This is a genomic window from Aeromonas sp. RU39B (genome assembly GCF_900156095.1).
Lineage (GTDB): Bacteria > Pseudomonadota > Gammaproteobacteria > Enterobacterales > Aeromonadaceae > Aeromonas.
Genome location: NZ_FTMJ01000018.1, coordinates 40,953 through 65,041 on the forward strand (window position 1 = coordinate 40,953; position 24,089 = coordinate 65,041).

The 24,089-nt window shown below is 59.3% G+C and carries 23 protein-coding genes and 1 riboswitch; of the genes, 13 read left to right on the plus strand and 10 right to left on the minus strand.

The annotated features are described in order from the left end of the window. Positions 1–17 precede the first annotated feature (17 nt). The 4 genes from spoT to BW958_RS18855 form a co-directional block, all read right to left on the minus strand. A complete protein-coding gene (spoT, locus tag BW958_RS18840) occupies positions 18–2,138 on the minus strand; it encodes a bifunctional GTP diphosphokinase/guanosine-3',5'-bis pyrophosphate 3'-pyrophosphohydrolase (RefSeq protein WP_076577451.1) in 2,121 nt (706 codons plus the stop codon). A gap of 125 nt (positions 2,139–2,263) precedes the next feature. Continuing rightward, a complete protein-coding gene (rpoZ, locus tag BW958_RS18845) occupies positions 2,264–2,539 on the minus strand; it encodes a DNA-directed RNA polymerase subunit omega (RefSeq protein ID WP_005356265.1) in 276 nt (91 codons plus the stop codon). A gap of 49 nt (positions 2,540–2,588) precedes the next feature. Then, positions 2,589–3,215, minus strand: coding sequence for a guanylate kinase (gene gmk / locus BW958_RS18850; RefSeq protein WP_076577452.1), 627 nt, complete (start codon positions 3,213–3,215; stop codon positions 2,589–2,591). A gap of 238 nt (positions 3,216–3,453) precedes the next feature. Next, positions 3,454–4,551, minus strand: coding sequence for a glycosyltransferase family 9 protein (locus BW958_RS18855; RefSeq protein WP_179078884.1), 1,098 nt, complete (start codon positions 4,549–4,551; stop codon positions 3,454–3,456). Between the two features lie 85 nt (positions 4,552–4,636). On the opposite strand from BW958_RS18855, the gene BW958_RS18860 reads away from it, so the two are divergent. Further along, positions 4,637–5,347: a 3-deoxy-D-manno-octulosonic acid kinase gene (locus BW958_RS18860; protein WP_076577454.1), complete on the plus strand. Its 711-nt coding sequence runs from the start codon at positions 4,637–4,639 to the stop codon at positions 5,345–5,347. A gap of 73 nt (positions 5,348–5,420) precedes the next feature. Further along, positions 5,421–6,287, plus strand: a complete 867-nt coding sequence (locus BW958_RS18865; protein WP_076577455.1) for a GGDEF domain-containing protein — start codon at positions 5,421–5,423, stop codon at positions 6,285–6,287. On the opposite strand, the gene BW958_RS18870 is transcribed toward BW958_RS18865, so the two are convergent. Next, positions 6,268–7,122 carry a carboxylate/amino acid/amine transporter gene (locus BW958_RS18870; RefSeq protein WP_076577456.1) on the minus strand — a complete coding sequence of 285 codons (855 nt, stop codon included), beginning with the start codon at positions 7,120–7,122 and terminating at the stop codon, positions 6,268–6,270. The two genes, BW958_RS18865 and BW958_RS18870, sit on opposite strands and share 20 nt — an antisense overlap. A 41-nt stretch (positions 7,123–7,163) precedes the next feature. Between BW958_RS18870 and BW958_RS18875 the strand changes: the two genes are divergently transcribed. After that, positions 7,164–7,622, plus strand: a complete 459-nt coding sequence (locus tag BW958_RS18875; RefSeq protein WP_083687415.1) for a DUF6314 family protein — start codon at positions 7,164–7,166, stop codon at positions 7,620–7,622. Between the two features lie 96 nt (positions 7,623–7,718). Here BW958_RS18875 and BW958_RS18880 read toward each other — a convergent pair whose 3' ends face one another. Continuing rightward, positions 7,719–8,600, minus strand: coding sequence for a DMT family transporter (locus BW958_RS18880; protein WP_076577457.1), 882 nt, complete (start codon positions 8,598–8,600; stop codon positions 7,719–7,721). A 90-nt stretch (positions 8,601–8,690) separates the two neighbouring features. On the opposite strand from BW958_RS18880, the gene BW958_RS18885 reads away from it, so the two are divergent. Beyond that, on the plus strand, positions 8,691–9,638 hold the full coding sequence (locus BW958_RS18885; RefSeq protein ID WP_076577458.1) for a LysR family transcriptional regulator: 948 nt from the start codon (positions 8,691–8,693) through the stop codon (positions 9,636–9,638). 29 nt (positions 9,639–9,667) lie between these two features. On the opposite strand, the gene BW958_RS18890 is transcribed toward BW958_RS18885, so the two are convergent. Further along, positions 9,668–10,102, minus strand: coding sequence for a universal stress protein (locus BW958_RS18890; RefSeq protein ID WP_076577459.1), 435 nt, complete (start codon positions 10,100–10,102; stop codon positions 9,668–9,670). A 318-nt stretch (positions 10,103–10,420) separates the two neighbouring features. Here BW958_RS18890 and fabV point away from each other — a divergent pair, with 318 nt between their 5' ends. The 6 genes from fabV (at position 10,421) to BW958_RS18920 (ending at position 17,245) form a co-directional block, all read left to right on the plus strand. Continuing rightward, the gene (gene fabV / locus BW958_RS18895; RefSeq protein WP_076577460.1) at positions 10,421–11,608 is read left to right on the plus strand and encodes an enoyl-ACP reductase FabV; all 1,188 of its coding nucleotides are present in this window, start codon (positions 10,421–10,423) and stop codon (positions 11,606–11,608) included. A 74-nt stretch (positions 11,609–11,682) separates the two neighbouring features. After that, complete coding sequence (gene ftnA, locus BW958_RS18900; protein WP_076577461.1) at positions 11,683–12,210, plus strand: non-heme ferritin; 528 nt, start codon at positions 11,683–11,685, stop codon at positions 12,208–12,210. Positions 12,211–12,287: 77 nt separating this feature from the next. Next, on the plus strand, positions 12,288–13,472 hold the full coding sequence (locus BW958_RS18905; RefSeq protein WP_076577474.1) for a BaiN/RdsA family NAD(P)/FAD-dependent oxidoreductase: 1,185 nt from the start codon (positions 12,288–12,290) through the stop codon (positions 13,470–13,472). A gap of 30 nt (positions 13,473–13,502) precedes the next feature. Continuing rightward, positions 13,503–15,176, plus strand: coding sequence for a sensor histidine kinase (locus BW958_RS18910; RefSeq protein ID WP_076577462.1), 1,674 nt, complete (start codon positions 13,503–13,505; stop codon positions 15,174–15,176). 11 nt (positions 15,177–15,187) lie between these two features. Further along, positions 15,188–15,922 (plus strand): LytR/AlgR family response regulator transcription factor, encoded by a 735-nt coding sequence (locus BW958_RS18915; RefSeq protein WP_076577463.1) that lies wholly within the window; start codon positions 15,188–15,190, stop codon positions 15,920–15,922. Between the two features lie 126 nt (positions 15,923–16,048). Then, positions 16,049–17,245, plus strand: coding sequence for an L-lactate MFS transporter (locus BW958_RS18920; protein ID WP_076577464.1), 1,197 nt, complete (start codon positions 16,049–16,051; stop codon positions 17,243–17,245). Between the two features lie 70 nt (positions 17,246–17,315). On the opposite strand, the gene BW958_RS18925 is transcribed toward BW958_RS18920, so the two are convergent. Beyond that, positions 17,316–18,440 carry a 5-(carboxyamino)imidazole ribonucleotide synthase gene (locus BW958_RS18925; protein WP_076577465.1) on the minus strand — a complete coding sequence of 375 codons (1,125 nt, stop codon included), beginning with the start codon at positions 18,438–18,440 and terminating at the stop codon, positions 17,316–17,318. Further along, complete coding sequence (gene purE / locus BW958_RS18930) at positions 18,437–18,946, minus strand: 5-(carboxyamino)imidazole ribonucleotide mutase (protein ID WP_076577466.1); 510 nt, start codon at positions 18,944–18,946, stop codon at positions 18,437–18,439. The genes BW958_RS18925 and purE overlap by 4 nt, the downstream gene beginning before the upstream one ends. Before the next feature lie 277 nt (positions 18,947–19,223). Here purE and nhaR point away from each other — a divergent pair, with 277 nt between their 5' ends. The 3 genes from nhaR (at position 19,224) to murI (ending at position 23,114) form a co-directional block, all read left to right on the plus strand. After that, the gene (nhaR, locus tag BW958_RS18935; protein WP_076577467.1) at positions 19,224–20,126 is read left to right on the plus strand and encodes a transcriptional activator NhaR; all 903 of its coding nucleotides are present in this window, start codon (positions 19,224–19,226) and stop codon (positions 20,124–20,126) included. A 35-nt stretch (positions 20,127–20,161) separates the two neighbouring features. Then, a riboswitch (cobalamin riboswitch) is annotated at positions 20,162–20,339 on the plus strand. 50 nt (positions 20,340–20,389) lie between these two features. Then, a complete protein-coding gene (locus tag BW958_RS18940; protein WP_076577468.1) occupies positions 20,390–22,231 on the plus strand; it encodes a TonB-dependent receptor domain-containing protein in 1,842 nt (613 codons plus the stop codon). A 103-nt stretch (positions 22,232–22,334) separates the two neighbouring features. Then, positions 22,335–23,114, plus strand: coding sequence for a glutamate racemase (gene murI / locus BW958_RS18945; RefSeq protein WP_076577469.1), 780 nt, complete (start codon positions 22,335–22,337; stop codon positions 23,112–23,114). 10 nt (positions 23,115–23,124) lie between these two features. Here murI and BW958_RS18950 read toward each other — a convergent pair whose 3' ends face one another. After that, positions 23,125–23,607, minus strand: coding sequence for an RNA recognition motif domain-containing protein (locus BW958_RS18950; protein WP_076577470.1), 483 nt, complete (start codon positions 23,605–23,607; stop codon positions 23,125–23,127). Positions 23,608–24,089 lie beyond the last annotated feature (482 nt).

A 24,089-nucleotide genomic window follows, 5' to 3' on the forward strand; every position in this document is an offset into this window, starting at 1 on the left:
TCGCGCCGCCCGTCAGTTCAGTTTTTCTGGCGGCTGACCCGCATTACATCGGGCATGACCCGGATCTTGCGCATGATATTGGCAAGATGGAGTCGGCTGCGGGTGGTAATCAACAGGGTGACCACATAGATCCGGCCATCCTTCTCCTCGGTACTGATACCGTGGATATTGGCACCGGTGGCGGCTATCACGTTGGCCAACTCGGCCAGGGCACCCTGATGGTTGACGATGTCAATCTGGATGCCGGTTTTGAACTCCTGCTCTTGCTCCTGATCCACTTCCCACTGCACCGGCAGATACTTGTCCGGCTCGCGGCTATAGCCTTTGATATTACGGCAGGATTCCTGGTGGATGACCAGACCTCTGCCCGGGCTGACATGAGCAATGATGGCATCGCCGGGGATTGGGCGACAACAGTTGGCAAAGGTGACCAGAAGGCCATCGGCCCCCTTGATTGGCATCTTCTTGCTGCCACCGCTCTTGGGCTGCTCGTCGGCCGGCAGGCCGTCACCCAGCATGCGCCGCGCCACCATCACACTCATTGCATTGCCAAGACCGATATCCGCCAGCAGGCCCTGCAGGGTTTCATGCTTGGTATCGGAGAGCACCTGACTGATGCGCTCTTGCGGGATATCTTCGATGTTTTTGGCGCCGAGGGCGTGGTTGAGCAGGCGGCGACCGAGCACCACCGACTCTTCGGTGCGCAGGTTCTTGAGGAATTGCCGGATCTTGGAGCGAGCCTTGGTGGTGACCACAAAGTTGAGCCAGGCGGCGTTGGGACGGGCGCCCGGTGCCGTGATGATCTCAACCGTCTGCCCCGAATGCAGCGGGCTGCTGAGCGGGTAGGGGTGGCGGTCAACCCGGGAGCCGACACAGGCGTGGCCGATGTCGGTATGCACCGTGTAGGCAAAGTCCACCGGAGTCGCTCCGGCGGGCAGCTCCATGATGCGCCCTTCCGGAGTAAACACATAAATCTCGTCGGGGAACAGGTCAGTCTTGACCCCTTCGATAAACTCAAACGAGCTGCCGGCACTTTGCTGCAGTTCGAGCAGGCTCTGCATCCAGCGCTGGGCGCGGATCTGGGCAGTGGTGCCGGAGCTGTCACCATCCTGTTTGTAGGCCCAGTGGGCAGCGACGCCCTTGTCGGCCATCTGATCCATGAACTCGGTGCGGATCTGCACTTCAACCGGCACCCCATGCGGCCCCACCAGGGAGGTGTGCAGCGACTGGTAACCGTTGCTCTTGGGGATGGCGATGTAATCTTTGAAACGACCCGGGCGCGGCTTATAGAGACTGTGCATCTGGCCCAGCACCCGATAGCAGGTGTCGATATCCTTCACCTTGACGCGGAAGGCGTAGATGTCCATCACCTCGTGAAACTGCAGCTCTTTCTTTTCCATCTTGTTGTAGATGGAGAAGAGGTTCTTCTCGCGGCCACTCACTTGAAACTCAATGCCCGCTTCGCGCAGCCGTCCCTCGACTTCGCTCTGAATCGACTCGATGATCTCGCGGCGGTTGCCACGGGCACGGCGCACCGATTCACGCAGCACCCGCGAGCGCATCGGATAGAGCGCTTCAAAGCCGAGCTCTTCCAGCTCGCTTTTCATGGTGTGGATGCCGAGGCGATTGGCGATGGGGGCAAAAATTTCGAGGGTTTCGCGAGCGATGCGGCGACGTTTGTCGGGGCGCAGCGAACCCAGAGTGCGCATGTTGTGGGTGCGGTCGGCCAGTTTGATGAGGATGACCCGAATATCCTGGGTCATGGCCATGACCATCTTGCGGAAGTTTTCGGCTTGGGCTTCCTTGCGATCGCGGAATTTCAGCTTGTCGAGCTTGGAGACGCCGGACACCAGTTCAGCAACCGCATCCCCAAACTGAGTGGCCAGATCTTCCTTGGTTACCGGGGTATCCTCGATGACGTCGTGTAGCACCGCGGCCATCAAGGTCTCGTGATCAAGCCGCATCTCACCGAGAATGCGCGCAACCGCCACCGGGTGAGTGATATAGGGCTCACCACTGGAACGCATCTGCCCCTGATGCGCGTCTCGCGCCACCACATAGGCTTGCCTGAGTTTCTCAACCTGCTCTGATGGCAGATAGGAACTGGCTATTTCTTTAAGACTTTCAAACAGATACAAGTCAGCCCCACTAGCGTTTCGCTGTTGTCCATGGCAAGGGTGATTGGGCTTGAGTGTGCGAGGTTTTTGATCGCTTGTAAATAAGGGGCGTATGGGCCCGGAATCGGGCCCACGCAGGGAGGGGATTAACCGCGACCCTCGGCAATCGCAGCGACGGCAGCCAGTTCGGCGGCTTCCTGCTCTTGCTGCTCATAACGATCCTGGGCGTCCATGACCTGGTTGTTCACCAGACCTTGCTCGATTTCGCGCAGGGCAATCACGGTCGGCTTGTCGTTTTCTTCGTCAACCAGGGGCTCTTTGCCTTGAACCGCGATCTGACGGGCGCGGCGAGCGGCGACCAGCACCAGGTCAAAACGGTTACCCACCTGTTTTACAGCATCTTCTACAGTAACGCGTGCCATGCAGGACTCCAGTGTTTAAAAATGACGCAAAATATTACTTGGTTTTAGCTTATTCCGCCAGTAGGCGTTGCAGCAAGTCCTGTTGTGCCTGCTGCTGGCTGGCGAGAGTCAGACGCTGGCTCTCGAGAATAGCACGCAGTTGGAACAGGGCCTGCTCAAACTCTTCATTGATGATCACGTAGTCATACTCGTCGTAGTGCACCATCTCGGCAATCGCTTTCTCCATCCGGCCCTTGATGATCTCGGCGCTGTCCTGGCCGCGGCCAATCAGGCGGCACTCCAGCTCTTCACGGCTCGGGGGAAGAATAAAGATCGACTTGGTTGGCATCTGCTCGCGGATCTGGCGGGCGCCCTGCCAGTCGATATCGAGAAACACATCGATGCCCTTGGCCAGATTGGCCTCAATGGCGGCGCGCGAGGTGCCGTAGTAGTTACCGAACACTTCGGCCCACTCGAGAAAATCACCGCGCTCAATCAACTGCTTGAACTGCTCGACCGCCACAAAATGGTAGTGCTGGCCATCCACTTCGCCCGGGCGCGGAGCGCGGGTGGTGTGGGAGACCGACAGCATCATCATTCCTGCAGTGTTGTACTGGGTCAGCAGGGCATTGATCAGGCTGGATTTACCCGCCCCGCTCGGGGAGGAGATGATATAAAGAGTGCCTTGCTGCGCCATGGCTCACCTAGCTCCTGAAACACTTACATTGGTTGTAGCAAACCCCGCCGTCGTTTTCCCGTTGGGTGACAGCTATTGCCTCATAGTGGCAGGGGTTGGAAAGGGGGCGCAATTCTAGCAGAGCGTGGCGGATAAAAAAATGGCTGGAGAAACTCCAGCCATAGAAACAAATAGCTTGCTTGCAGCGGGACAACTCTCCACGCCTCTGCATTGTGCGCGGCGCGGCGCAGTCAGACCATCAGGTTATCTCTGTTTCATCTTTCGGTTTATTCGAAACGGCGTTCCATTCTTGATGCCAGCGATCAAACTCGGCGATCACCCGCTCAACCGGCAGCCGTCGCATGGCGTCACCATCCTTGAGTCGGGTGCGCCAGTCCAGCTCGGCCAGCGGCTTGCCGGTTTCGGCCTCGATCGCTTCCTTATAGATGCTGACTACTCGATCACGGGCGTGATAGGGGCCGGTGCGCGCCGGGTTGTGGTGGGCATACAGACCGATTACCGGCGTGCCGGTGATGGTGGCCATGTGCGCCGGACCGGTATCGGGTGCTAGCACCAGACTGGCCTCGGCGATCAGTGCCAGCAACTGGGGCAGGCGGGTCTCGCCCACCAGATTGCCCGGTTTGTGCCGGCAGCGCGCCTGAATGTCGTGCGCCAGTTGCCGCTCCAGTTGGGCCGGACCGCCGCACAGATAGACCTGCATGCCGCGTTCGGCCGCATGGTCGGCCAGCGCGGCGTAGCCTTCTGCCGTCCAGTTCTTGAAGGCTTTGCTGGCAGCGGCGCAAATCAGCAGGGTGGGGCGACCCTGCAGTGTTTCCTTGGCCCAGGCGCGATCGCGCGGATCAATCGGCAGTTGCCAGTCCGGGGTCAAGTCTGTGATGCCCAGTTCGCGGGCGAAGGCGAGAAAACCGTCCAGCACATGGGGTGAATCGGGCGAGGGGACCGCATGGTTGGTAAACAGCCACTGCCCGTCGTTGGCGCGCGCCCGGTCAAAACCCAGCTTGACCCTGGCTCGAATGCCGAGGGTGGCGATGCTGGCCCGCAGTGCCGCTTGCAGATGTAGCAGGGCATCAAAGCGGCGCCCGCGCAGGGTTTGCCACAGTTCACGATAGCCGCGCCAGCCTTTGCTCTTGTCGAACGGTATGATCTCCACGCCCGGCAAGTTGGCAAACAGACTGGCCTCCAGCTTGCCCACAATCCAGGTGATGCGGGTCTCGGGCCAGGCTCGGCGGATCACGGTGATCAGGGCCAGCGCATGGCAGCAGTCGCCAATGGCCGAGAGGCGCAAGATGCACAGGGAGCGGGGAGGACTCTGAAATAGCGGCATAAGGTGGCGCATTCGAGGGAATAAGTAGTGGTTTGGCATTATGCAAACTCCCCCCCTGATTGTAAAATTGCGCAGAATCTTCTGCCGGAATAGCGCCATGCAAGTAACCAACCATGACAATCAGGTTTGCTGGTATGCCGATCAACTGATTGGTGACCCTCATCCCCATCTGTTTGACTCCCAGTGGTGGCAGGCGCAGAAGGCGGTGGTGGGCTCCTCGCAGGGGCGTGGGGTCACCTGGTTCGTCAAGCTCGATGGCCGCCATCTGGTGCTGCGCCACTACTACCGCGGTGGCATGGTCGGTAAGGTGGTGCGTGATCGCTTCTGGTTCGAGGGGGTTGAGAGCAGCCGCGCCATGGCGGAATTTGCGCTGCTCGATACCTTGTGCGCCAAGGGATTGCCGGTACCGCGTCCCTATGCGGCCCGCATGAGCAAGCGAGGGCCCTTTTATCGGGCGGATATCCTGATCGAGCGCATCCGCGGCTCCAAGGACTTGGTCGGCCTGCTCAAGACTGGCTCGCTCGATGCCACGGTCTGGCAGCGTATCGGGCAAACCCTGCGGCAATTTCACGATGCCGGTGTCTATCACGCCGATCTCAACAGCCACAACATCCTGCTCGATCGGGATGGCAAGGTGTGGGTCATCGATTTTGACAAAGGCGCCATCCGCGAGCCGGGTTCGTGGCAACAGACCAACCTGGAGCGGCTGCTGCGCTCCTTCAACAAAGAGGCACTGCTGCACACCAGCTTCTACTGGGTTCCTGGCGATTGGCAAGCGCTGATGGCCGGTTATGAGGGGCGCATCTGAGGCGTTGCCCCGCCTGACGGGCAGTGATAAAACTAGCCTCAGTTGCTCCCTTTCTCCCAGGCCGAGGTCGGACATGGATCCACTGCGCGCACCCTTGATGTTGGCGGTTTCCAGGCATGAACAAGCGTTGGCCTGGCAGGCCCTTGATCTGCTGCAGGCTGGGCTCTGGAGCTGGACCCCGGAGCAGGGGATGCAGCGTGACCCGGCCTGTCTGCGACTGCTTGGCCTCGCTGCCGAGGATGAGGACGATCTGAGTTGGCTGGATCGGGTGCATCCTGACGACAGCCCGCAACTGCTGGAGGCCATGTCAGCCTGTCTCGAAGGGCGCGAGCCGACCCTCTATGCCCATTACCGGATCCTGCATCACGATGGCCGCTATGTTCGGGTTGAAGAGCGCGCCCGCCATCAGCCCGATGGCAGTATTCTGGGCGCGGTGCAGCTCTGTCAGCCGGTGCAGGTGGTGCATGAGCTGGCGCTGGTCACCGATCCGTTGACCGGCCTTGATAGCCGGGTCCGCTTTGAGCAAGGGTTAGCCGAGCAGTTGCAACATCCCGATGGTGAGCCTTTCTGCCTGCTGCGTTTTACCGTCGATCACAAAGCCAAGATCATGCAGTTGTTTGGTGAGGTGGAGTGCGACGCCATGCTGGCCAAACTGGCGCGGCTAGTGCGCCGCGAGCTGCGCAAAGATGACCCGTTTGCTCGCTGGGATGAGGATTCGTTTATTTTGATGCTATCTGGTACCGATCGCTTGGCCGGTATCGAGATTGCCGAGCGGCTGCGCAGCGAAATAGCCGATGCCAGCCTGCTGCCAGGAAGGCCAGTCACCGTGAGCGGTGGACTGGTGCAGTATCAGGAGGGCGAGCAGATCGATCATCTGCTGGCGCGCCTGGCCTCCTGTCACGGTCAGGCACGCCGTGAATTTAACGCCGTGATTGGCTAGGGGTTCGGCAAAACCAGAGCGATGCCGCAATCACCGCGCCGCCCAGCGCCAGACGGGTGAGATCGGTGCCCTTGTTCCAGATCAGCAGATTGACGAGCAGTCCGGCGGGGATGAGCGCGTTGTTCATCACTGCCAGGGTGCCGCTGCTGACTAGGGTTGCCCCCTTGTTCCACAGGAAATAACCCAGCCCCGATGCCCCGGCGCCCAGCCAGAGCAGGATGCCCCACTGCAGCTGCGTGGTCGGATATTGCGGCTTGCCCAGTAACAGCCAGGCCGGCACGGCCACCGCCAGCGCCCCCAGATAGAACCAGCCAAAGATATGGTGATGAGCCGGCGCTTGCGGCTCACGCGCCATCACCACTTTGTAACCGACCTGACCGATAGCAAAGCAGAGGTTGGCGCCTTGTACCACCAGAAAGCCCAGCAGGTAGTTTTGTGTCAGGCCGTCATAGCGAATAATGGCTGCCCCCGCCACGGCCAGCAGGGCCGCCCACAGGAATCCCGGGTTGAAACGGCGCTGCTGCAGGTCATAGAGCGCGGTGACATAGAGCGGGGTGAAGATGGTGAAGATCAGCACCTCCGGCACGCTCAAGAGCAGGAAAGAGTGGTAGTAGAACAGGTACATGATGCCGAGCTGGGTACCGCCGAGCGCCATCAACCGGCCAATCAGCCCGGGGCGCAGACCACGCCAGCGCAGGAAGGGCAGAAAGACCAGACAGGCCAGCACAACGCGGGTCAGTACGGCAAAGTAGGAGTCCACCTGGCCGGCGAGATAGACACCGATCAGGCTAAACGAGAAGGCCCACAACAGGGTTACCGAAATCAGATAGTTCATGAGAGCAACAAGTGTTCAGTTGTAAATCTGGAAAGGGCGACATGATGAACGATAGTGCGGTGGCAATCCACCTCCTTTGGTGCCGATTACCACAAATTTCCCGCTTCACTTTTCAGGCTGGCAACGGTGAAGGTTCACAGACGGACTGGAACGGCTCCTGCGAAGGCGAGGTGTTGGTCGCGCCGTGGCAGGATGGCTGGAGTTTTGACGAGCGCGGCCACTATCTCACGCCGCGTGGCCAGCGCATTGCCATGCATAACCGCTACGGTTGGCAACGCAGCGAGCACGGCATTGTGCTCTACCACCTGCGCCACACCGAGCCGGTGCATTTGCTGGAGTTGCGGCCGGTGAGCCCGCAGCGCTGGCAAACGGATGAGCCGCATCTGTGCGGCGCCGACCACTATCAGGCGGTGCTGGAGGTTGTTGGCAGCGGCTTTGACATGCAGTGGCAGATTCGCGGGCCCCGCAAGAACGAGCGGCTGGCTTATCGCTATCGCTGATGCACAAAAAAGCCGGCACAGAGTACCGGCAGCAGGGACAATCGGAGGTGCAATCCCTCAAAGTCAGGTGGCGTCGCCCACCACCCATGGAGTCACTCAGCACACTTGGCGCTGACGCCTGTGCTGCGACCATTGGTTGATGGCCACCGAGCCCAGGATGAGAACCAGCGCCAGCGCGGTAGTGCGCTGAACCTGTTCACCGAGGAACAGGGCGCCGAGCAGGACGCCAAACAGGGGCACCAGATAGTTACTGAATGACGCAAAGGTCGGGCCCGCTTTCTGGATCAGCGCCATATACAGGAAATAGACCAGTCCGGTGCAGAACACCCCGAGCAGGGCCACGGCAATCAGTGAGCGGCTGCCCGGCAGGGCGAGCAGGCTTGGCTGGATCAGCCAGGGCGTGAGCAGCAGGAGCTGCAGTGCCGAACAGAGCAGAATATTGCGGGCCACGATCACCGGGTGATCCTTGGCAAAGCGCTTGATCATCAGCAATCCCACCGCAAAGCAGCCGGCGCCAATCAGGATTGCCAGCGCTCCCAGCAGTCCCACATCCATGCCGCGAGTCAGACGCGGCCAGAACAAAACGATGACCCCCATCAGACCGAGCAGCACCGACAGCAGGCCACTGCGGGTAATACGCTCTTCGCTCAGCAGCAAGGGCGCCACCAACACGGTGACCAGCGGAATGCAGCCCATCACCACGGCGGCGACGGCGCTATCAACGAACTGCTGACCCCACGCCACCATAATGAAGGGGATGGTGGCATCAAGCAGGGCGATCAGCATGTAGGTACGCCAGCGGGTCTGGCGCTTGCCCAAGTCCAGCCACAGACAGAGCAGGCCCAGTGTGGCGCTCCCGCACAGGGCGCGGCCGGCAGCAACCAGCAGGGGGGGCATATCGCTCACCGCCTGGTGCATGAAAATAAACTGGGAACCCCACAGCAGGCCAATGGCGAGCAGGAGCAGGTAGTGACGCATGGTGCTTCTCCAATCAATGACCGGGTGATTCTAGAAAAGCTGGTAGTATGTAAAAAATGAATTATCTACATGTCATCATGGTGAATATCGATGGATACCCCGCTCGCCCGTCTCGATCTCAATCTGCTCACCGTGTTTGATGTGTTGATGCAGGAACGCCATGTCACCCGCGCGGCCGAGCGGCTGCACCTCTCCCAATCCACCGTCAGCCATGCCTTGGCCCGCCTGCGGCAGGCGCTGGACGATCCTTTGTTTGTGATGACCCGGCGCGAGATGGTGCCCACCGAACGGGCGCGGGCATTGGCAGGGCCGGTGCGTATCGCTCTGGCCACGCTCGAGCAGGGGTTACGGCAGACCGATGCTTTCGATCCGGCGACCGCACGGCGGGTGTTTCGCCTTGCCACGCCTGGCTCGGTGGAGCATGGATTGCTACCGGCCATGGTCGAACGCTTGTGGCAGCTGGCGCCACACTGCCGCATCGAGTTGTGCGAGCTGGCTGACAGCGACTATGAGCGGGAGCTGGAGAAGGGGGAGCTGGATCTGGTGATCGGTTTTGCCGCCGCCAACCATTTGTCACAGCGCTTGTGGCGTGAGCCCTGGTTTTGTAATCCGTTGGTCTGTCTCTCGCCGCTGGATAGCGATGTGCCCGAGCGGGTCACGCCGCACGATCTGGCGGCTTATCCCCACATTCACACCTCAAGCTGGGGGCACAGCCAGGCCATGGTCGATCACTGGTTGGCTGAGCAGGGGATGACGCGGGAGCTGGGGGTGCGGGTTCCCAGTTTTATGGCCGTGCCACAGCTGATGGCCAGCGGGCGCTATCTGGTGGTCGTGCCTGAGCTGATCGGCCGTTACTTCTGCCAGCACTATCCGCTGCAGCAGTATCCGCTGGAGCCCGAGCTGCCGATCCTTTACGTCATGGCCGGCCACCCGTTGAGCAATCACGACAGCGCGATCTGCTGGTTGCGCGCGCAGTTGCATCAGTTGGCGGAAGAGCGCTTCGGGCCGTTGCCACCCGGTGTCAGCGCGCAGGCGTGACAACCGGTGGCAGATGATGGGCGGCTGGACTATTTCTGCAGCGGCACGACCAGCAGGTCGCAGGGGACAGTATTCATCAACTGGCGCGCGCTTGAGGTAAGCAGGCTCCAGAAACTCTGGCGGTGGCCACACACCAGCAGGTCGACTTCATAGTCGCGCACGGCCTGATTGACCCGCTCGCTCAGGTCGCCACAGATCACCAGTTTCTTCTCGATGGGGAAGTCGACACAGGAGAGGAACGCTTCGAGCTTCTCCTTGGCTTCGGCAATCACCTGATCCTGCACGTTGTCGATGTCGATATCGATCATCTCGGTGTAGAGATCCTTAAGATCGACGTCAACGTGGATAACGGACAGTTTGGCTCCGTTGGAGCGGGCACGATCCACCGCCTTTTCAATGACCTTGCGGTTGTCTTCCGAAAGATCGATGGCTGCCAGAACGTGTTTGTAATAGGTCCCACTCATGGCTCACTCCCTCTCCCTAGAACGGTCTCTGATGAAACTCCAGACTATTGTGCGCTTCTGACACCCTGATGACCATGCCCTTTGTCACCCCTGACAGGGTGTGTCGAAACTTTGAACAGATATTTGAAGCCGCTCACATCAACCTATTGTGGTCGGATCTGCCGCAGCATACTATCTGCGCAGTGCACCGCAATGGGCATGCAACAATAAAAGCATCTGAATACCGCTTTGGGGAGCAACATGCTCCCCATTTGTTTTCTAGGTTTCCCTTCCTTATTGTTGATGACGGTTTCTTCGCCGGCTTGCAGGAGTCTTGTCATGCTGATTCACCCCCAGATCCAGGGCTGTGTTGCCCGCAATTGCCACCCTCTTGGTTGCCGCGCTGCAGTGCAGCAGCAGATCGGCCGTGTGCGTGCCGCCGGGACCTTTGCCGGGCCCAAGCGGGTGCTGGTGATCGGGGCCTCTTCCGGTTTCGGGTTGGCATCGCGCATTGCGCTGACGTTTGGGGCTGGCGCCGACACCATCGGCATCTCGTTCGAGCGTGGACCGTCTGACAAGGGGCTCGGCAGTGCCGGCTGGTACAACAACATCTGGTTTCGAGAGGCGGCCGAGCAGGAGGGGCGGGTTGCCATCAACCTGCTGGGCGATGCGTTCTCCAACCCCATGCGTGAGCAGGCGATCGCTGCTGTGCGCCAACATCTCGGGCAGGTTGATCTGGTGGTCTATTCGCTGGCAAGCGGCCTGCGCGTGTTGGCCGATGGCACACAGGTGCGTTCCACCCTGAAAACGACCGGCCAGCCCTTTACCGGGTTGGGCTATGACATCGAGCACGATGCGCTGGTGGCGCAGACCTTGCCGGTCGCCAGCGAGCAGGAGATCCGCGACACCGTGACCGTGATGGGCGGTGAGGATTGGCAAGTCTGGATGCAGGCGCTGCAGCAGGCCGATTGTCTCGCGCCCGGCGCCCAGACGGTAGCTTACTCCTACATCGGTCCTGAGCTGACCTATCCCATCTATCGGGATGGCACCATCGGCTATGCCAAGGCTCATCTGCATGCTGCCGCCGACAGTATCAACCTGCAACTGGCTGGCATTGGCGGTCACGCCTGGGTGGCGGTGTGCAAGGCGCTGGTGACCAAGGCCAGTACGTTTATTCCGGTGTTGCCGGTGTATCTGGCGATATTGATGCAAGAGATGAAGGCGCGTGGCACCCACGAAGGGTGCATCGAGCAGATGCAACGTCTGTTTTCGGACAAGATGTATGGCGCTCGTGGCGTTGTGGCCGATGGTGAGCGGCTGATCCGGATGGATGACTACGAACTCGACCCGGCGCTGCAAGCGGTGGTGGCGGAGCGCTGGTCGCATCTCTCCCCCGCGACATTTCGCCAGCTGGGCGATATTGCCGGTCTGCGGCAGGAGTTTATGGCGCTCAACGGTTTTGGTTTGGCCGGGATGGATTATCAGGCCGAGGTCTCGCTTGAGATGTTACAAACTCTACGCCCTTAAGTTATCGGTGATGACTTGATTCCCCACAGAGGGGCGGCGACAATCGATAGACACCATCTAGCGGAGAGATCACCATGCTGGCCCAAGCCATGATCGACAAACTGAACGAGCAGATTAATCTGGAGTTTTACTCCTCCAATCTCTATCTGCAGATGAGCGCCTGGTGCGCGGACCGCGGCTTTGAAGGTGCGTCTGACTTCCTGCGTCAACACGCGGTCGAGGAGCGTCAGCACATGGAGCGCCTGTTTACTTATGTGAGTGAAACCGGTGCGCTGCCCAAGCTCGGCGCCATCAGTGCCCCGCCGCACGAGTTTGATTCTCTGGGCGCCGTATTTCGTGCCACGCTGGAGCACGAATACCACATCACCAAGTGCATCAACGAGTTGGCACATGTGGCCTTTACCTCTCACGACTACTCCACGTTTAACTTCCTGCAGTGGTACGTGGCCGAGCAGCATGAAGAAGAGAAGCTGTTCAAGAGCATCGTCGATCGCCTGACCCTGGTGGGTGAAGATGGCAAGGGACTCTACTTCATCGACAAGGAGCTGGCCGAGCAGGCCAAGGGCACCTCGACCAGCATCATGGACAGCACCAACGCCTGAGACGTGCACGGCGAGTGACCAGCCAGTACAATGACGGCCCCTTTTGTGGGCCGTTTTCTTTTTGATGGGTGATGATGATGAAGCAGGTTGATGTGGTGGTGATCGGTGCGGGTGCGTCCGGCTTGATGTGTGCGGCGCAGGCCGGTTATCGCGGACGCTCGGTGCTGCTGCTCGACAATGCCAAAAAGCCGGGTCGCAAGATCCTGATTAGTGGCGGTGGCCGCTGCAACTTCACCAACATGCAGGCCAACCATCAGGCCTATCTCAGCCACAATGCCCACTTCTGCAAGTCGGCGCTGGCCCGTTTTACCGCGCAGGATTTTGTCGAACTGGCTGACCGCCACGGTGTTGCTTATCACGAAAAAACCCTGGGCCAGCTCTTTTGCGACGAAAGCGCCAAGGAGATCGTCGATCTGCTGCTCACCGAATGCGACTGGGCGGGGGTGACTTTGCAGACTCACACCGAGATCCTGGCGGTGCACAAGCGTGATGATGGCTTTCTGTTGGAGACCAGCCAGGGTGAGGTGAGCTGCTCTTCGCTGGTGGTGGCCACCGGCGGTCTCTCCATGCCCAAGCTCGGCGCCACGCCGTTTGGCTATCGCCTGGCCGAGCAGTTTGGCCTCAAGGTCTTGCCGACTCGCGCCGGACTGGTGCCATTTACCCTGCATCAGGCGGACAAAGACGCCTTTGCCGATCTCTCCGGGGTGAGTTTTGAGGTGGAAGTGACGGCCGAAGATGGTACCCGTTTTCGTGAGGCGATGCTGATTACCCACCGCGGACTCTCCGGTCCGGCCATGCTGCAAATCTCCTCATTCTGGCTGCCGGGGCAGGCGCTCTCTATCAACCTGCTGCCGGGGCGTGATATTGCCGCCACCTTGCAGGCATGGGTCAATGCCAACCCGGCGCAGGAGCTCAAGACGGTGCTCTCCCGTGAGCTGCCCAAGCGTTTTGTCGAGAAGCTGATCGAGCTCGGCCAGCTGCAGAGCAAACCACTGCGGCAGTACAACGCACCGGAGCTGGCCGCCGTGGCGGCGTTGCTGGGCGGCTGGACGGTGCGACCGAACGGCACCGAAGGGTATCGCACTGCGGAAGTGACGCTGGGGGGGGTCGATACCGACGAGCTCTCCTCCAAGACCATGGAGGCGCGCAAGGTGGCGGGGCTCTATTTCGTCGGCGAGGTGGTGGATGTCACCGGCTGGCTCGGGGGCTACAACTTCCAGTGGGCCTGGGCATCGGGCTGGGTGGCGGGTCAGTTCTGCTAAACGCCACTTTGCGGTGGGGAGGAGAAAGGGATGTTTGAGCATGTGATGATGTTGCTGGCGGTGTTTGAGCGCGCCGCCCTGATGCTGATGACGCTGTTTTTCCTCACCCGCATCTGGCCGTTCCAGCATCTGTTTCAAAAACGCGATCACTCGCCGCTCGAGCTTGGGCTGGTGTCGGTGCTGTTTTGCGCCTTTGCGGTCTTTAGCACCTACACGGGTCTGCCGGTGGATGGAGCGCTGGTCAATGTGCGAATCATCGCGGTGCTGGCGGGCGGCATTCTGTTTGGTCCCTGGGTCGGCATTCCGGCGGGGATCGTCTCCGGGGTTCACCGTTATCTGATTGATATCGATGGTTATACTTCGCTTCCTTGCCTGCTCAGTAGTGTGACCGCCGGGGTGCTCTCGACGATGATCCACCTGCGGGTGCGCAAGTCGATGCTCTGGTTTTACGGGATTTTGGCAGGCATGGTTTGCGAAGGGCTCACCATGCTGCTGATTTTCCTGCTGACTGAGCCACACTCGATCGCTATCGACATCATCCATCGGATTGCCATGCCGATGATTGTCGGCAGCGTCTGTATCGGGCTGATCGTCCGGTTGGTGCAGGATCTGGATGACGAGAAAGAGCTGATTGCTGCCAAGCAGGCCAAGTTGGCGCTGGAAGTGGCCAACAAAACGCTGCCCTTTTTCCGCGACCTGACCCGCCCCGCGTTGGCACAGGTGTGCGACATCATCCGCAGCGAGATCGACGCCGACGCGGTGGCGATTACCGATACCCATGACGTGCTGGCCTATGCCGGGGCGGGCAAGGAGTACTATCAGCTCGACGGACATGATGCCATCAGCGAGATGACCCGCCAGGTGATCATGTCGGGGCAGATCGTTATCAATAACGAGTTACAGCAGTATCACCTGGCCGATTTCCACTCGGTGATCCTGATCCCGCTGCGGGAAAACGGCACCGTGACCGGTACGCTCAAGATCTTCTACCGACGCACCCACCGCATTACCAGCTCACTGCGCGAGATGGCTGTCGGCCTCTCCCAGCTCATCTCGACCCAGATGGAGGTATCGCGCATCGAGCAGTTGCAAGAGGCGACCCGCAAGGCTGAGTTCAGTGCCTTGCAGAGCAAGATCAATCCGCACTTCCTGTTTAATGCTCTCAACGCTATCTCGTCACTGATCCGCATTGAGCCGGGCAAGGCACGCCAGTTGATTGCCAATCTGGCTGACTATTTGCGCTATAACCTGTCGCGCGGTGATGAGCTGATCGACATCGACAGCGAGCTGCAGCAGGTGCGTGACTATGTGGCGATTGAACAGGCGCGCTTTGGCAATAAGCTGACGGTGGAGTTTGATCTCGACGAGGTGGATATCAAGGTGCCCAGCCTGCTGTTACAGCCGCTGGTGGAGAACGCGATCTTGCACGGCATTCAGCCGCGCAGTGCGCCGGGCAAGGTGACCATCGAGGTACGCCAGCTAGCCGGCGGGGTACGGGTGGCGGTGCGTGACAGCGGTTACGGCATCAGTCAGGAGGTGATCGATAATCTGGCGGCCGGTACGGTCAACAGCGACAGCATTGGCCTCACCAACGTACACCAGCGTTTGACCCTGCTCTATGGCTCCGGCCTGCAGCTGCACCGGTTGGAGCCGGGTACCGAGGTCTGTTTTTATCTGCCTGATCCTGCGCATCAGCCGGCCTGAAGGGAGTTCCTATGCTCAAAGCGATTGTGGTGGAAGACGAATACCTGGCACGGGAAGAGCTCGCCTATCTGATCCGTACCCACAGCAGTATCGAGATTATCGCCAGTTTTGAAGATGGGCTGGAGGCGTTCAAATTTTTGCAGGATCACGAGGTGGATCTGGTGTTTCTCGACATCCAGATCCCGGCCATTGATGGGGTGATGCTGGCGCGCAATCTGCGCAAATCCTCCCATCCGCCGGAGGTGGTGTTTGTCACCGCCCACAAGGAGTTTGCGGTGGATGCTTTCGAGCTGGAGGCGTTTGATTACATTCTCAAACCCTACAACGAGACCCGCATCATCCACCTGCTGCAGAAGCTGGAACAAGCCGCACCAGCCAAGCCGGTGATGGCGCTGGAAGAGCCGGTGGCAGCAAGACGGCACACCGTAAACCTGACCAAGGGCGAGCGGATTGTGGTCACACCATGTGACGAGATCTACTACGCCGAGGCGGACGAGAAGCTGACCCATGTTTATACCCGGCATGATCGCTTCGTGCTGACCATGAGCATCAGTGATTTTATTGCGCGGCTCCCTGCCGAAGGGTTCTTTCGCTGCCACCGCTCCTATTGCGTCAACATCAACCGTATTCGTGAAATCGTGCCCTGGTTCAACAGCACCTATCTCATCCGGCTGCATGACTTGCCGGCCGAAATCCCGGTCAGTCGCAGCAACATCAAGGCGTTCCGTCAGCTGATGCAACTCTAGCTGCAGTTCATTCCTCCCGATCTGCAGTTCATGCCTTTTCTCGCCGGCATGAGCTGCCTCCCACTTACAGTGAGCACCATAGAACGGGGATCGACCCCGTCCCTGATGTCACAGTGAGTAGGAACCATGAACCATCACACATCGAATCGCACCCGGGTTCTGACCCTGGTCGGCACCATCATCACCCAGTTTGCACTCGGCTCTGTTTACACCTGGAGTCTGTTTAACGCCCGCCTTTCCGACAAGCTGGATGAACCGGTTAGCCAGGTCGCCTTTGCCTTCGGCCTGCTCAGTCTGGCATTGGCGGTGGCCTCATCGTTGGCAGGTAAACTGCAGGAGCGATTCGGCGTGCGCAAGGTCACCCTCGGGGCCGGCATTCTGCTGGGGCTGGGTTTTTTCTGTACCGCCCAGGCCAGCAATCTGGCGATGCTCTATCTGTGTGCCGGCATTCTGGTCGGTTTTGCCGACGGTACGGGCTATCTGCTGACGCTCTCTAACTGCGTGAAGTGGTTCCCAGAGCGCAAGGGGTTGGTCTCGGCCTGTGCCATCGGCGCCTACGGTCTCGGCAGCCTCGGTTTCAAGTATGTGAACATGCTGCTGCTGTCGCGCACCGGGCTGGAGACCACCTTTCAGCTATGGGGCGTGATTGCCATGGCGCTGGTGATGGTCGGTGCATTTTTGATGAAGGATGCTCCGCGGCAGGAGAGTGCCAGCCAGATGGCCGGCGCTCGTGACTTCACACTGGCAGAAGCGATGCGCAAGCCGCAGTACTGGATGTTGGCGTTGATGTTCCTGACTGCCTGCATGAGCGGCCTGTATGTGATCGGCGTGGCCAAGGATATCGGTGAGAAGATGGTGAGCCTGCCAGCCGCCGTTGCCGCCAATGCGGTCGCGGTGATCGCCATGGCCAACCTGGGTGGTCGTCTGGTGCTGGGGATCTTGTCAGACAAGATGCCACGTATTCGGGTGATATCGCTGGCACAGCTCATCACGTTGGCAGGTATGACACTGCTGCTGTTTGTGCCGCTCAATGCCAACCTGTTTTTTGCTGCCGTTGCCTGCATTGCTTTCAGCTTTGGCGGCACCATCACCGTCTATCCATCGCTGGTGAGTGACTTCTTCGGTCTGAACAACCTGACCAAGAACTACGGGGTGATTTACCTGGGCTTCGGCTTTGGCAGCATCATCGGCTCCATCGTTGCTTCCCTGTTTGGCGGCTTTATGGCGACGTTTAACCTGATTCTGGTGTTGCTGGTGGTGGCGCTGGTGCTCTCCCTCACCATCCGCTTGCCCACTCCGGCGCTGACGGCCGAGCAAGCCTGATCATTTCGCCATCGCAAGCAAAAGCAAAGACCCGGGCATCTGCTCGGGTCTTTGCTTTGGGGATGAGATCCTAGTGTGGAGGCCGACCGAGCAGAGCGCGGGCTTGGCGGATGGTCTCTTGCACTGCCTGCCAATCATCGCCGGTCACCGTGATGTGGCCCATCTTGCGACCCGGCCGAGCCTCGCCTTTGCCATAGAGGTGCAGATGCAGACTGGGCAGCGCCAGCAGAGTGGCCCAATCCGGGGTGCCTGTTTGCCAGAGATCCCCCAGCAGGTTGAGCAGCATGGCGGGACGAGCATCGATCCGGGCCGGCAGTGGCAGATCGCACAGGGCGCGAACCTGCAGCTCAAACTGGCTACAGCTGGCATTGTCGAGGCTGGGATGTCCTGAGTTGTGTGGGCGCGGAGCCAGCTCGTTCACCAGTAGCCGGCCATCGACCTGAAAGAACTCCACCGTCAGCACCCCAACATAGTCGAGCGCGGCGATCAGATGCCGAGCGATGCGCTGGGCCTCAGCCTCCAGTTTCGGGGCATGAGCCGGTGAGCGGGTCTGATCCAAAATGCCGCCACTGTGCCAGTTCTGTACCAGCGGCAGGGCACTGATGGCTCCGCTTGGACTGCGAGCCAGGGTCAGGGCAAACTCTCCCTCGAGAGGCAAACGCTGCTCGAGAACGCATGCCGCGCCGCTGCCCGAGAGCGCCGTCACCAGCTGATCCGTATCAGTGATTGGCCACTGTCCTTTGCCATCGTACCCTGCGCGCGCTGTCTTCAGGATGGCGGGGAACAGTACGCCAGCCTGCGCGGGGATCGGCTCTTCGGGTTGCAGTGCAAGATACGGGGCGACCGCGATACCGGCGCGAACCAGAAAGGCTTTCTCTTCACGGCGATCCTGACAGATACGCACGGCGCTGGAGGCTGGTCGCACCGGTGTGTGCTGCTCCAGCAGGGCGAGGGTGGCGGCGGGGACATTCTCGAACTCACAGGTGATGGCGGCGCAGCGATTAGCAAGATCGCGCAAGGCGAGCGGGTCGTCATAGGCCGCGACAATATGGTGATCGGCTGCCGCGCCGGCGATGCTGGCCGGGTCTGGATCGAGCACCACCACCTGATAACCCAGGCGGTGCGCCGCCATCACAAAGTAGCGACCAAGCTGGCCGCCGCCCAACATGCCGAGGGTGGCGGGGGGCAGTATCATGCCGGATCCTCCAGTGTGAGGGCCAGCACCCGGTCACGCTCTCCAGCCCGGAAGTCGTCGAGTTGTTGCCGATAGCGTTGTGCGTCGGCAGCTTGGGCGACCGACAGCAGGGAGAGCGCAAACAGGGCGGCATTGGCGGCCCCGGCTTCGCCGATGGCGAAGGTGGCGACCGGCACCCCCTTGGGCATCTGCACAATGGAGAGTAGGGAGTCCATGCCTTTGAGCTGACGCGAGGGGATGGGGACGCCGAGCACGGGCAGGGTCGTTTTGGCAGCGACCATGCCCGGTAGATGAGCCGCACCGCCAGCACCGGCGATGATGGCACGCAGGCCCCGCGAGCGGGCCGTGGCGGCATACTCGAACAATAGATCCGGCGTGCGGTGAGCCGAGACCACACGCGCCTCGTAGGGCACACCGTGCTCTTTGAGAATGCGGGCTGCGGCCTGCATCACCGGCCAGTCGGAGTCAGAGCCCATCACCAGGCCGATCAGCGCAGAGGTGTTCATTGTTACGAAGTCCTCGGTGTTAAACGTTTGCTTTTAAAGAAAAATAACAGACCGGTCCGGGTGTCTGGCATGCGTGACTTTGTTTGGCTGTTAGCTGGCAGACGTGGTGTTGACGCATTTCAACTGATACACCTGTCCCGGGGGATTGTTGCGGCCGACATTCAGCCTGATGGCTCACCGGACTGTTCAGATTGTGGTTGCATGCTAGAGCGCACAATGCTTCGATAAAATCAGATTTTCGCTGATAGTTGTTCGATAAAAACTGATAGGACGCGGCATGCTCAATTACAAACAGCTTTACTACTTCTGGCATGTGGCGCGCTGCGGCAGCGTGACGCAGGCGGCGCAGCAGTTGCATCTGACGCCGCAGACTATCAGCGGCCAGGTGGCTGAGCTGGAACTCTCTCTCGGGGTGGCGCTGTTTAGTCGGGTGGGGCGACGCCTGGTGTTGACGGCGGCCGGACGGCAGGCCGTTGAGCAGGCTGGCGCCATCTTTTCGCTGGGGGCCGAGCTGGAACATACCCTGCGTTATGCCAGCCAGGAGCTGACGATGCAGGTGGGGATCGCCGATTCAGTGCCTCGTACCCTGGCGTTCGAGCTGCTCGCTCCGGCCATGTCGCTAGCAACTCCGGTACGGCTGGTCTGCCACGAAGAGCGGGCAGAGCAGCTCTTCAGTGAGCTGGCGCGCCACAAGCTGGATATGGTGCTGATCGACCGGCCATTGCCTTCCGACAGTGGTGTGCGCGGTTATAGCCACGAGCTGGGGCGTAGCCCGCTGGCACTGTTTGCCAGTCCGGATCTTGCGGCTAGAGCACGCAGCGATTTTCCCGCCTCGCTGGCTGGGCTGCCGCTGCTGATTCCGGGGGAGAAGTCGGCGACCCACGATCGGCTGCTCGACTGGTATCGCCAGCAGGGAATCCATCCCCATCTGGTTGGGCAGTTTGATGACTCCACCCTGATGAAGTCGTTCGGCAAGGCAGGAATGGGGATTTTTCCTGCGCCTCTGGCTATGGCTGACGAGATTGCCCGCCTTTATGGGGTGGAGCGGATCACCACCCTCGATGACGTCACCCTCTCCTATTATCTGGTCTCGGCGGGGAGGCAGCTGTCCCATCCCGGTGTGCAAGCGGTGATGGAAAGCGCCAGAGAGCGGCTGCTGGCACTGGAAAAGAGTAAATAGAAATCCAGATGGCTATACATCCAATTTTGCTCTGCTTATAATCCCCCCGCTTTGGCGCATCATGCTTAATAGGGAATCCGGTGAGAATCCGGAGCTGGCGCGCAGCGGTAAAGGGGAACGAAACGACATTATGGCACTGCCGCAAGGTGGGAAGCCGTCGCGTAGGTTAACGGCCCCCAAGCCCGAAGACCTGCCAAAGTTCGTATTTCGGACCGAGAGAAACCGGTCACGAAGGGATGCTTACGCGAACTTAAGGATCTGTAATGTCGAAAAAACTCTTGGCAGCAGCCCTGTTGCCAACGGCTGCGTTCGCGCAGCAGCCAACCCAGAGCGACGATCTGGTCATCACCGCCACTCGGGTTGAGCAACCGGTTTCCAGTGTACTGGCACCTGTCAACATCCTCACCCACGATGACATCGAACGCCTCCATGCCCAGACTGTCACCGAGGTGGTGAATACCCTACCGGGTATTGAAGTGGTGTCTTATGGTGGGCGCGGTCAGTCCAGCACAGCGCGCAGTCGGGGTGGCTCTGCTTCACAAACCCTGGTGCTCATCGATGGTGTTCGTTCGGCTGGCCCGGCTGACAGTGGTACCAATCTCAATGCCTTGCCGCTCAATCAAGTCGAGCGCATCGAATATATCCGTGGCGCGCGTGCGTCCTTGTATGGCTCGGATGCTATCGGGGGGGTGATCAACATCATCACCCGGCCGGCGGTCGGCACCAATGCACACAAATTCTCGGTGGGCGCGGGCTCTCATCAGCAGCGCCAGGCCAATTGGAGCAGTGCAGCAACGGTTGGAGAGGCCGGGCAGCTGAAGGTGGCGGGCGGTTTTGATGATGAAGCCGGCTATAACGTGCATCCGCTCGATGGTATCAATAATGGCGATCGTCACGGGCATACCGGTTACAACGGCATGCTCGACTATCAACAAGGGGTGAGCGAGCAGTGGGATCTGTTTGGTACGCTGCGCTGGTATCGCAATAAGGGTCAATATGATAGCTCATACGGTTCAACGCACCTGGAAAGCGAAACCTGGAGCGAAAACCAGAGCTACCAGATGGGCGCCCGCTATCATGATGCTGGCCTGCTAAGTGAGCTCAATGGTGCCTTTTTGCGAACCGATGCTTACGATTACGACGTCGATGAAAGTCGCGATGAAGCCACCACCCGTAGCTATGCACGACAATACAATCTGAACTGGATCAACAACCTTAAGTTAACCGATAGTTGGACTGTGGGCGGCGGCAGTGATTGGCAACGTGATGAGCTGACACCTGAGTCACGTTCTTATGGTTCGGCTTATCCGGATGCTGCTCAGCAGCGCGACAATACCGGGATCTATGCGCTGGCGCAGTTCGATGATGGTACCTGGCAGGGTGAACTTAGCGGTCGCAGCGATGATAACCAGCAGTATGGCCGCCACAACACCTGGCAAAGCGGGGCTGGTTGGCGCTTTGTGCCGCAGGCGCGCCTGAGTGCCCGCTACGGGACCGGTTTTCGTGCCCCGACCTTCAGTGACCTCTATTATCCGGGCTCGGGTAATCCGAATCTCAAGCCGGAAGAGTCTAAGAACAGTGAAGTGATGCTGGATGGTGAAGCGGCTTGGCTGACTTGGCGCATCACCGGTTATCGTAACGACTATGAGCAGATGATCCAGTGGGCGGATGATGGCACCGGAAACTGGACGCCGCAAAACGTCGGTCGTGCCCGGGTTGATGGTCTCGAACTGGAAGGAGAGTTTGATACCGGTTGGCTCAGCCATCGTCTCTCGGTCGAGTTCAAAGACCCGCAAAATCGTGAGACCGGCCTGCAGCTGCAGCGTATCGCCAGACAAAATGCCCGTTGGGTGATGCAGGGCGAGTGGGGCAAGTTTGACGGCTCCGTAGCCTGGAACTATCAAGGGAAGCGTTATGACGATGCTGCCAATACTGACCTGATTGGTGGCTATACCAAGTGGGATCTGGCGCTGGGCTATCGTCCGGCAGCGCAGTGGAAGATCTCGGGCAAGGTTAAGAACCTGCTCGACAAGCAGTATGAAACCGCACGTGGTTATCCGGCCGATGGGCGTACCTATTACCTCACCGTGGATTACCAGTTGTAATGCGTATCGGCCCCGTGTAAACGGGGCCGATTTTCAAGAGGGGCTTTTCCTCACTCTGGCGGCAGGAGTATGATCGCCGACCTGCACCAGAGGGGGAGTCCAGGTGGCTAATATTCTCATGTTTGACTCCGGTATGGGTGGCTTGTCCGTCTATCGTGAAGTCCGTCGTGTTCTGCCCGCGCACCACTATTTCTACTGCTTCGACAATGCCCATTTTCCGTATGGCGAGTTGAGTGAGCAGGCATTAATTGATACCTGTGTCGCCACCGTCGAGCAGATGGTGAATGCTCACGCCATCGATTTGGTCGTCATCGCCTGTAATACGGCCAGTACGATTGCCCTGCCTGAACTGCGTTCCCGTCTCTGCATTCCAGTGGTTGGGGTTGTTCCCGCCATCAAGCCGGCCGCGACACTGACCCACAGTGGTTGCATCGGATTGCTCGCCACCCCTGGAACCATCGCCCGTGATTACACCCATCAGTTGATCGCCGAGTTTGCACCGGGTAAGCAGGTGCTACTAAAAGGCAGCACTGAGCTGGTGGTGTTGGCCGAGCGCAAGCTGGCCGGTGAGGAAATTGATCTGGAAACGCTGCGCGGCATCATGGCGCCGTGGACCGAAGGTTCCGGCTGTCCGGATGTGGTGGTGCTGGGGTGTACCCATTTTCCGCTACTGCGTGAGGAGCTGGCAGCTGTCATGCCGGGTGTGACGCTGATTGACTCGGGCTCTGCGGTTGCGCGTCGGGTGGCACATCTACTGGGCGATAGTGCGCAGATCGAATCTCAAGGGACGGGTGTGGCATTCTGCACCCGTTTAGATGCCGCAGCCGAAAAATTAAAAGCCCCCTTGGTCAATTGGGGGCTTACATCTTTGCACGCGGTGTGAGGCGCTGTTTTTAGATATCTACCTCGTTCTCCCGGTCCTTTTTTTCGTTCGCCTCGCGCACCTTCAGAGTGCGCTGTTGATACTCCTTATCATTGAGCGCAGCGATGGCCCGCTCTGCATCAGGGGCGGGCATCTCGATAAAACCAAACCCGCGCCGTTTGCCGGTCACCTTATCTTTCATCAGACGCACCGACACAACTTGACCAAACTGGGCAAACAGATCACGTACAGCGGCTTCATTCGCTCTATAAGGAAGATTGCCGACATACAGAGTCCGGGTATCAGCGGTCACTGATTCGTTTAGTGCGGCCACCGAGCCACTGCGGCGCACGATCAGGGGAACCACAAATCCGCCCACTGCCAGCCCGAGTGCAAAGATAACTTCAGTGTCCAGTTGGAAATCGAGAGCCTGGGCGACCAGATAACCCAGAACAGCCAGAACCAGCGCGCAGATCGCAGCTTGGAGCAGCAGAGGATAGTTGGACAATTTCATGGGGTTTGGCCCTTATGTAAAGGAATACAAAGAATACGCAACACTTATATCACCTTCATGGTAACCAGCTTTAGCCAACGGGGCCAACTGCGAGTATGGGGGAGGTGAATAAAATGACACAAAACCTCTGTTTAGCCACGCAATGTGGATAACTCTGTATATATACACTTAGTATTCTGTTTCTAACTGATTATTTGAGGTTTTTCGTGATTTTCTTCAAAAAAAGCCTTGCCAGCGCGGCGCGCCTCCCTATAATGCGCCCTCACCAGCACGGCGGATGACGCCGGATGGTCACGGGAAGACGACAGTCGCTGTCACTTTCCGGAGAAAGAAAAGCCGCTACGGCGCTTGACTTTCCAAACGAGGAGCGTAAGATGCGCAGCCTCAGCCGACAAGGCAACGTTCTTTAACAAATTGAATCAAGCAATCTGTGTGGGCACTCGCAGGATTGAAGCATCAAAAACAATTTTTGATTTTCAATG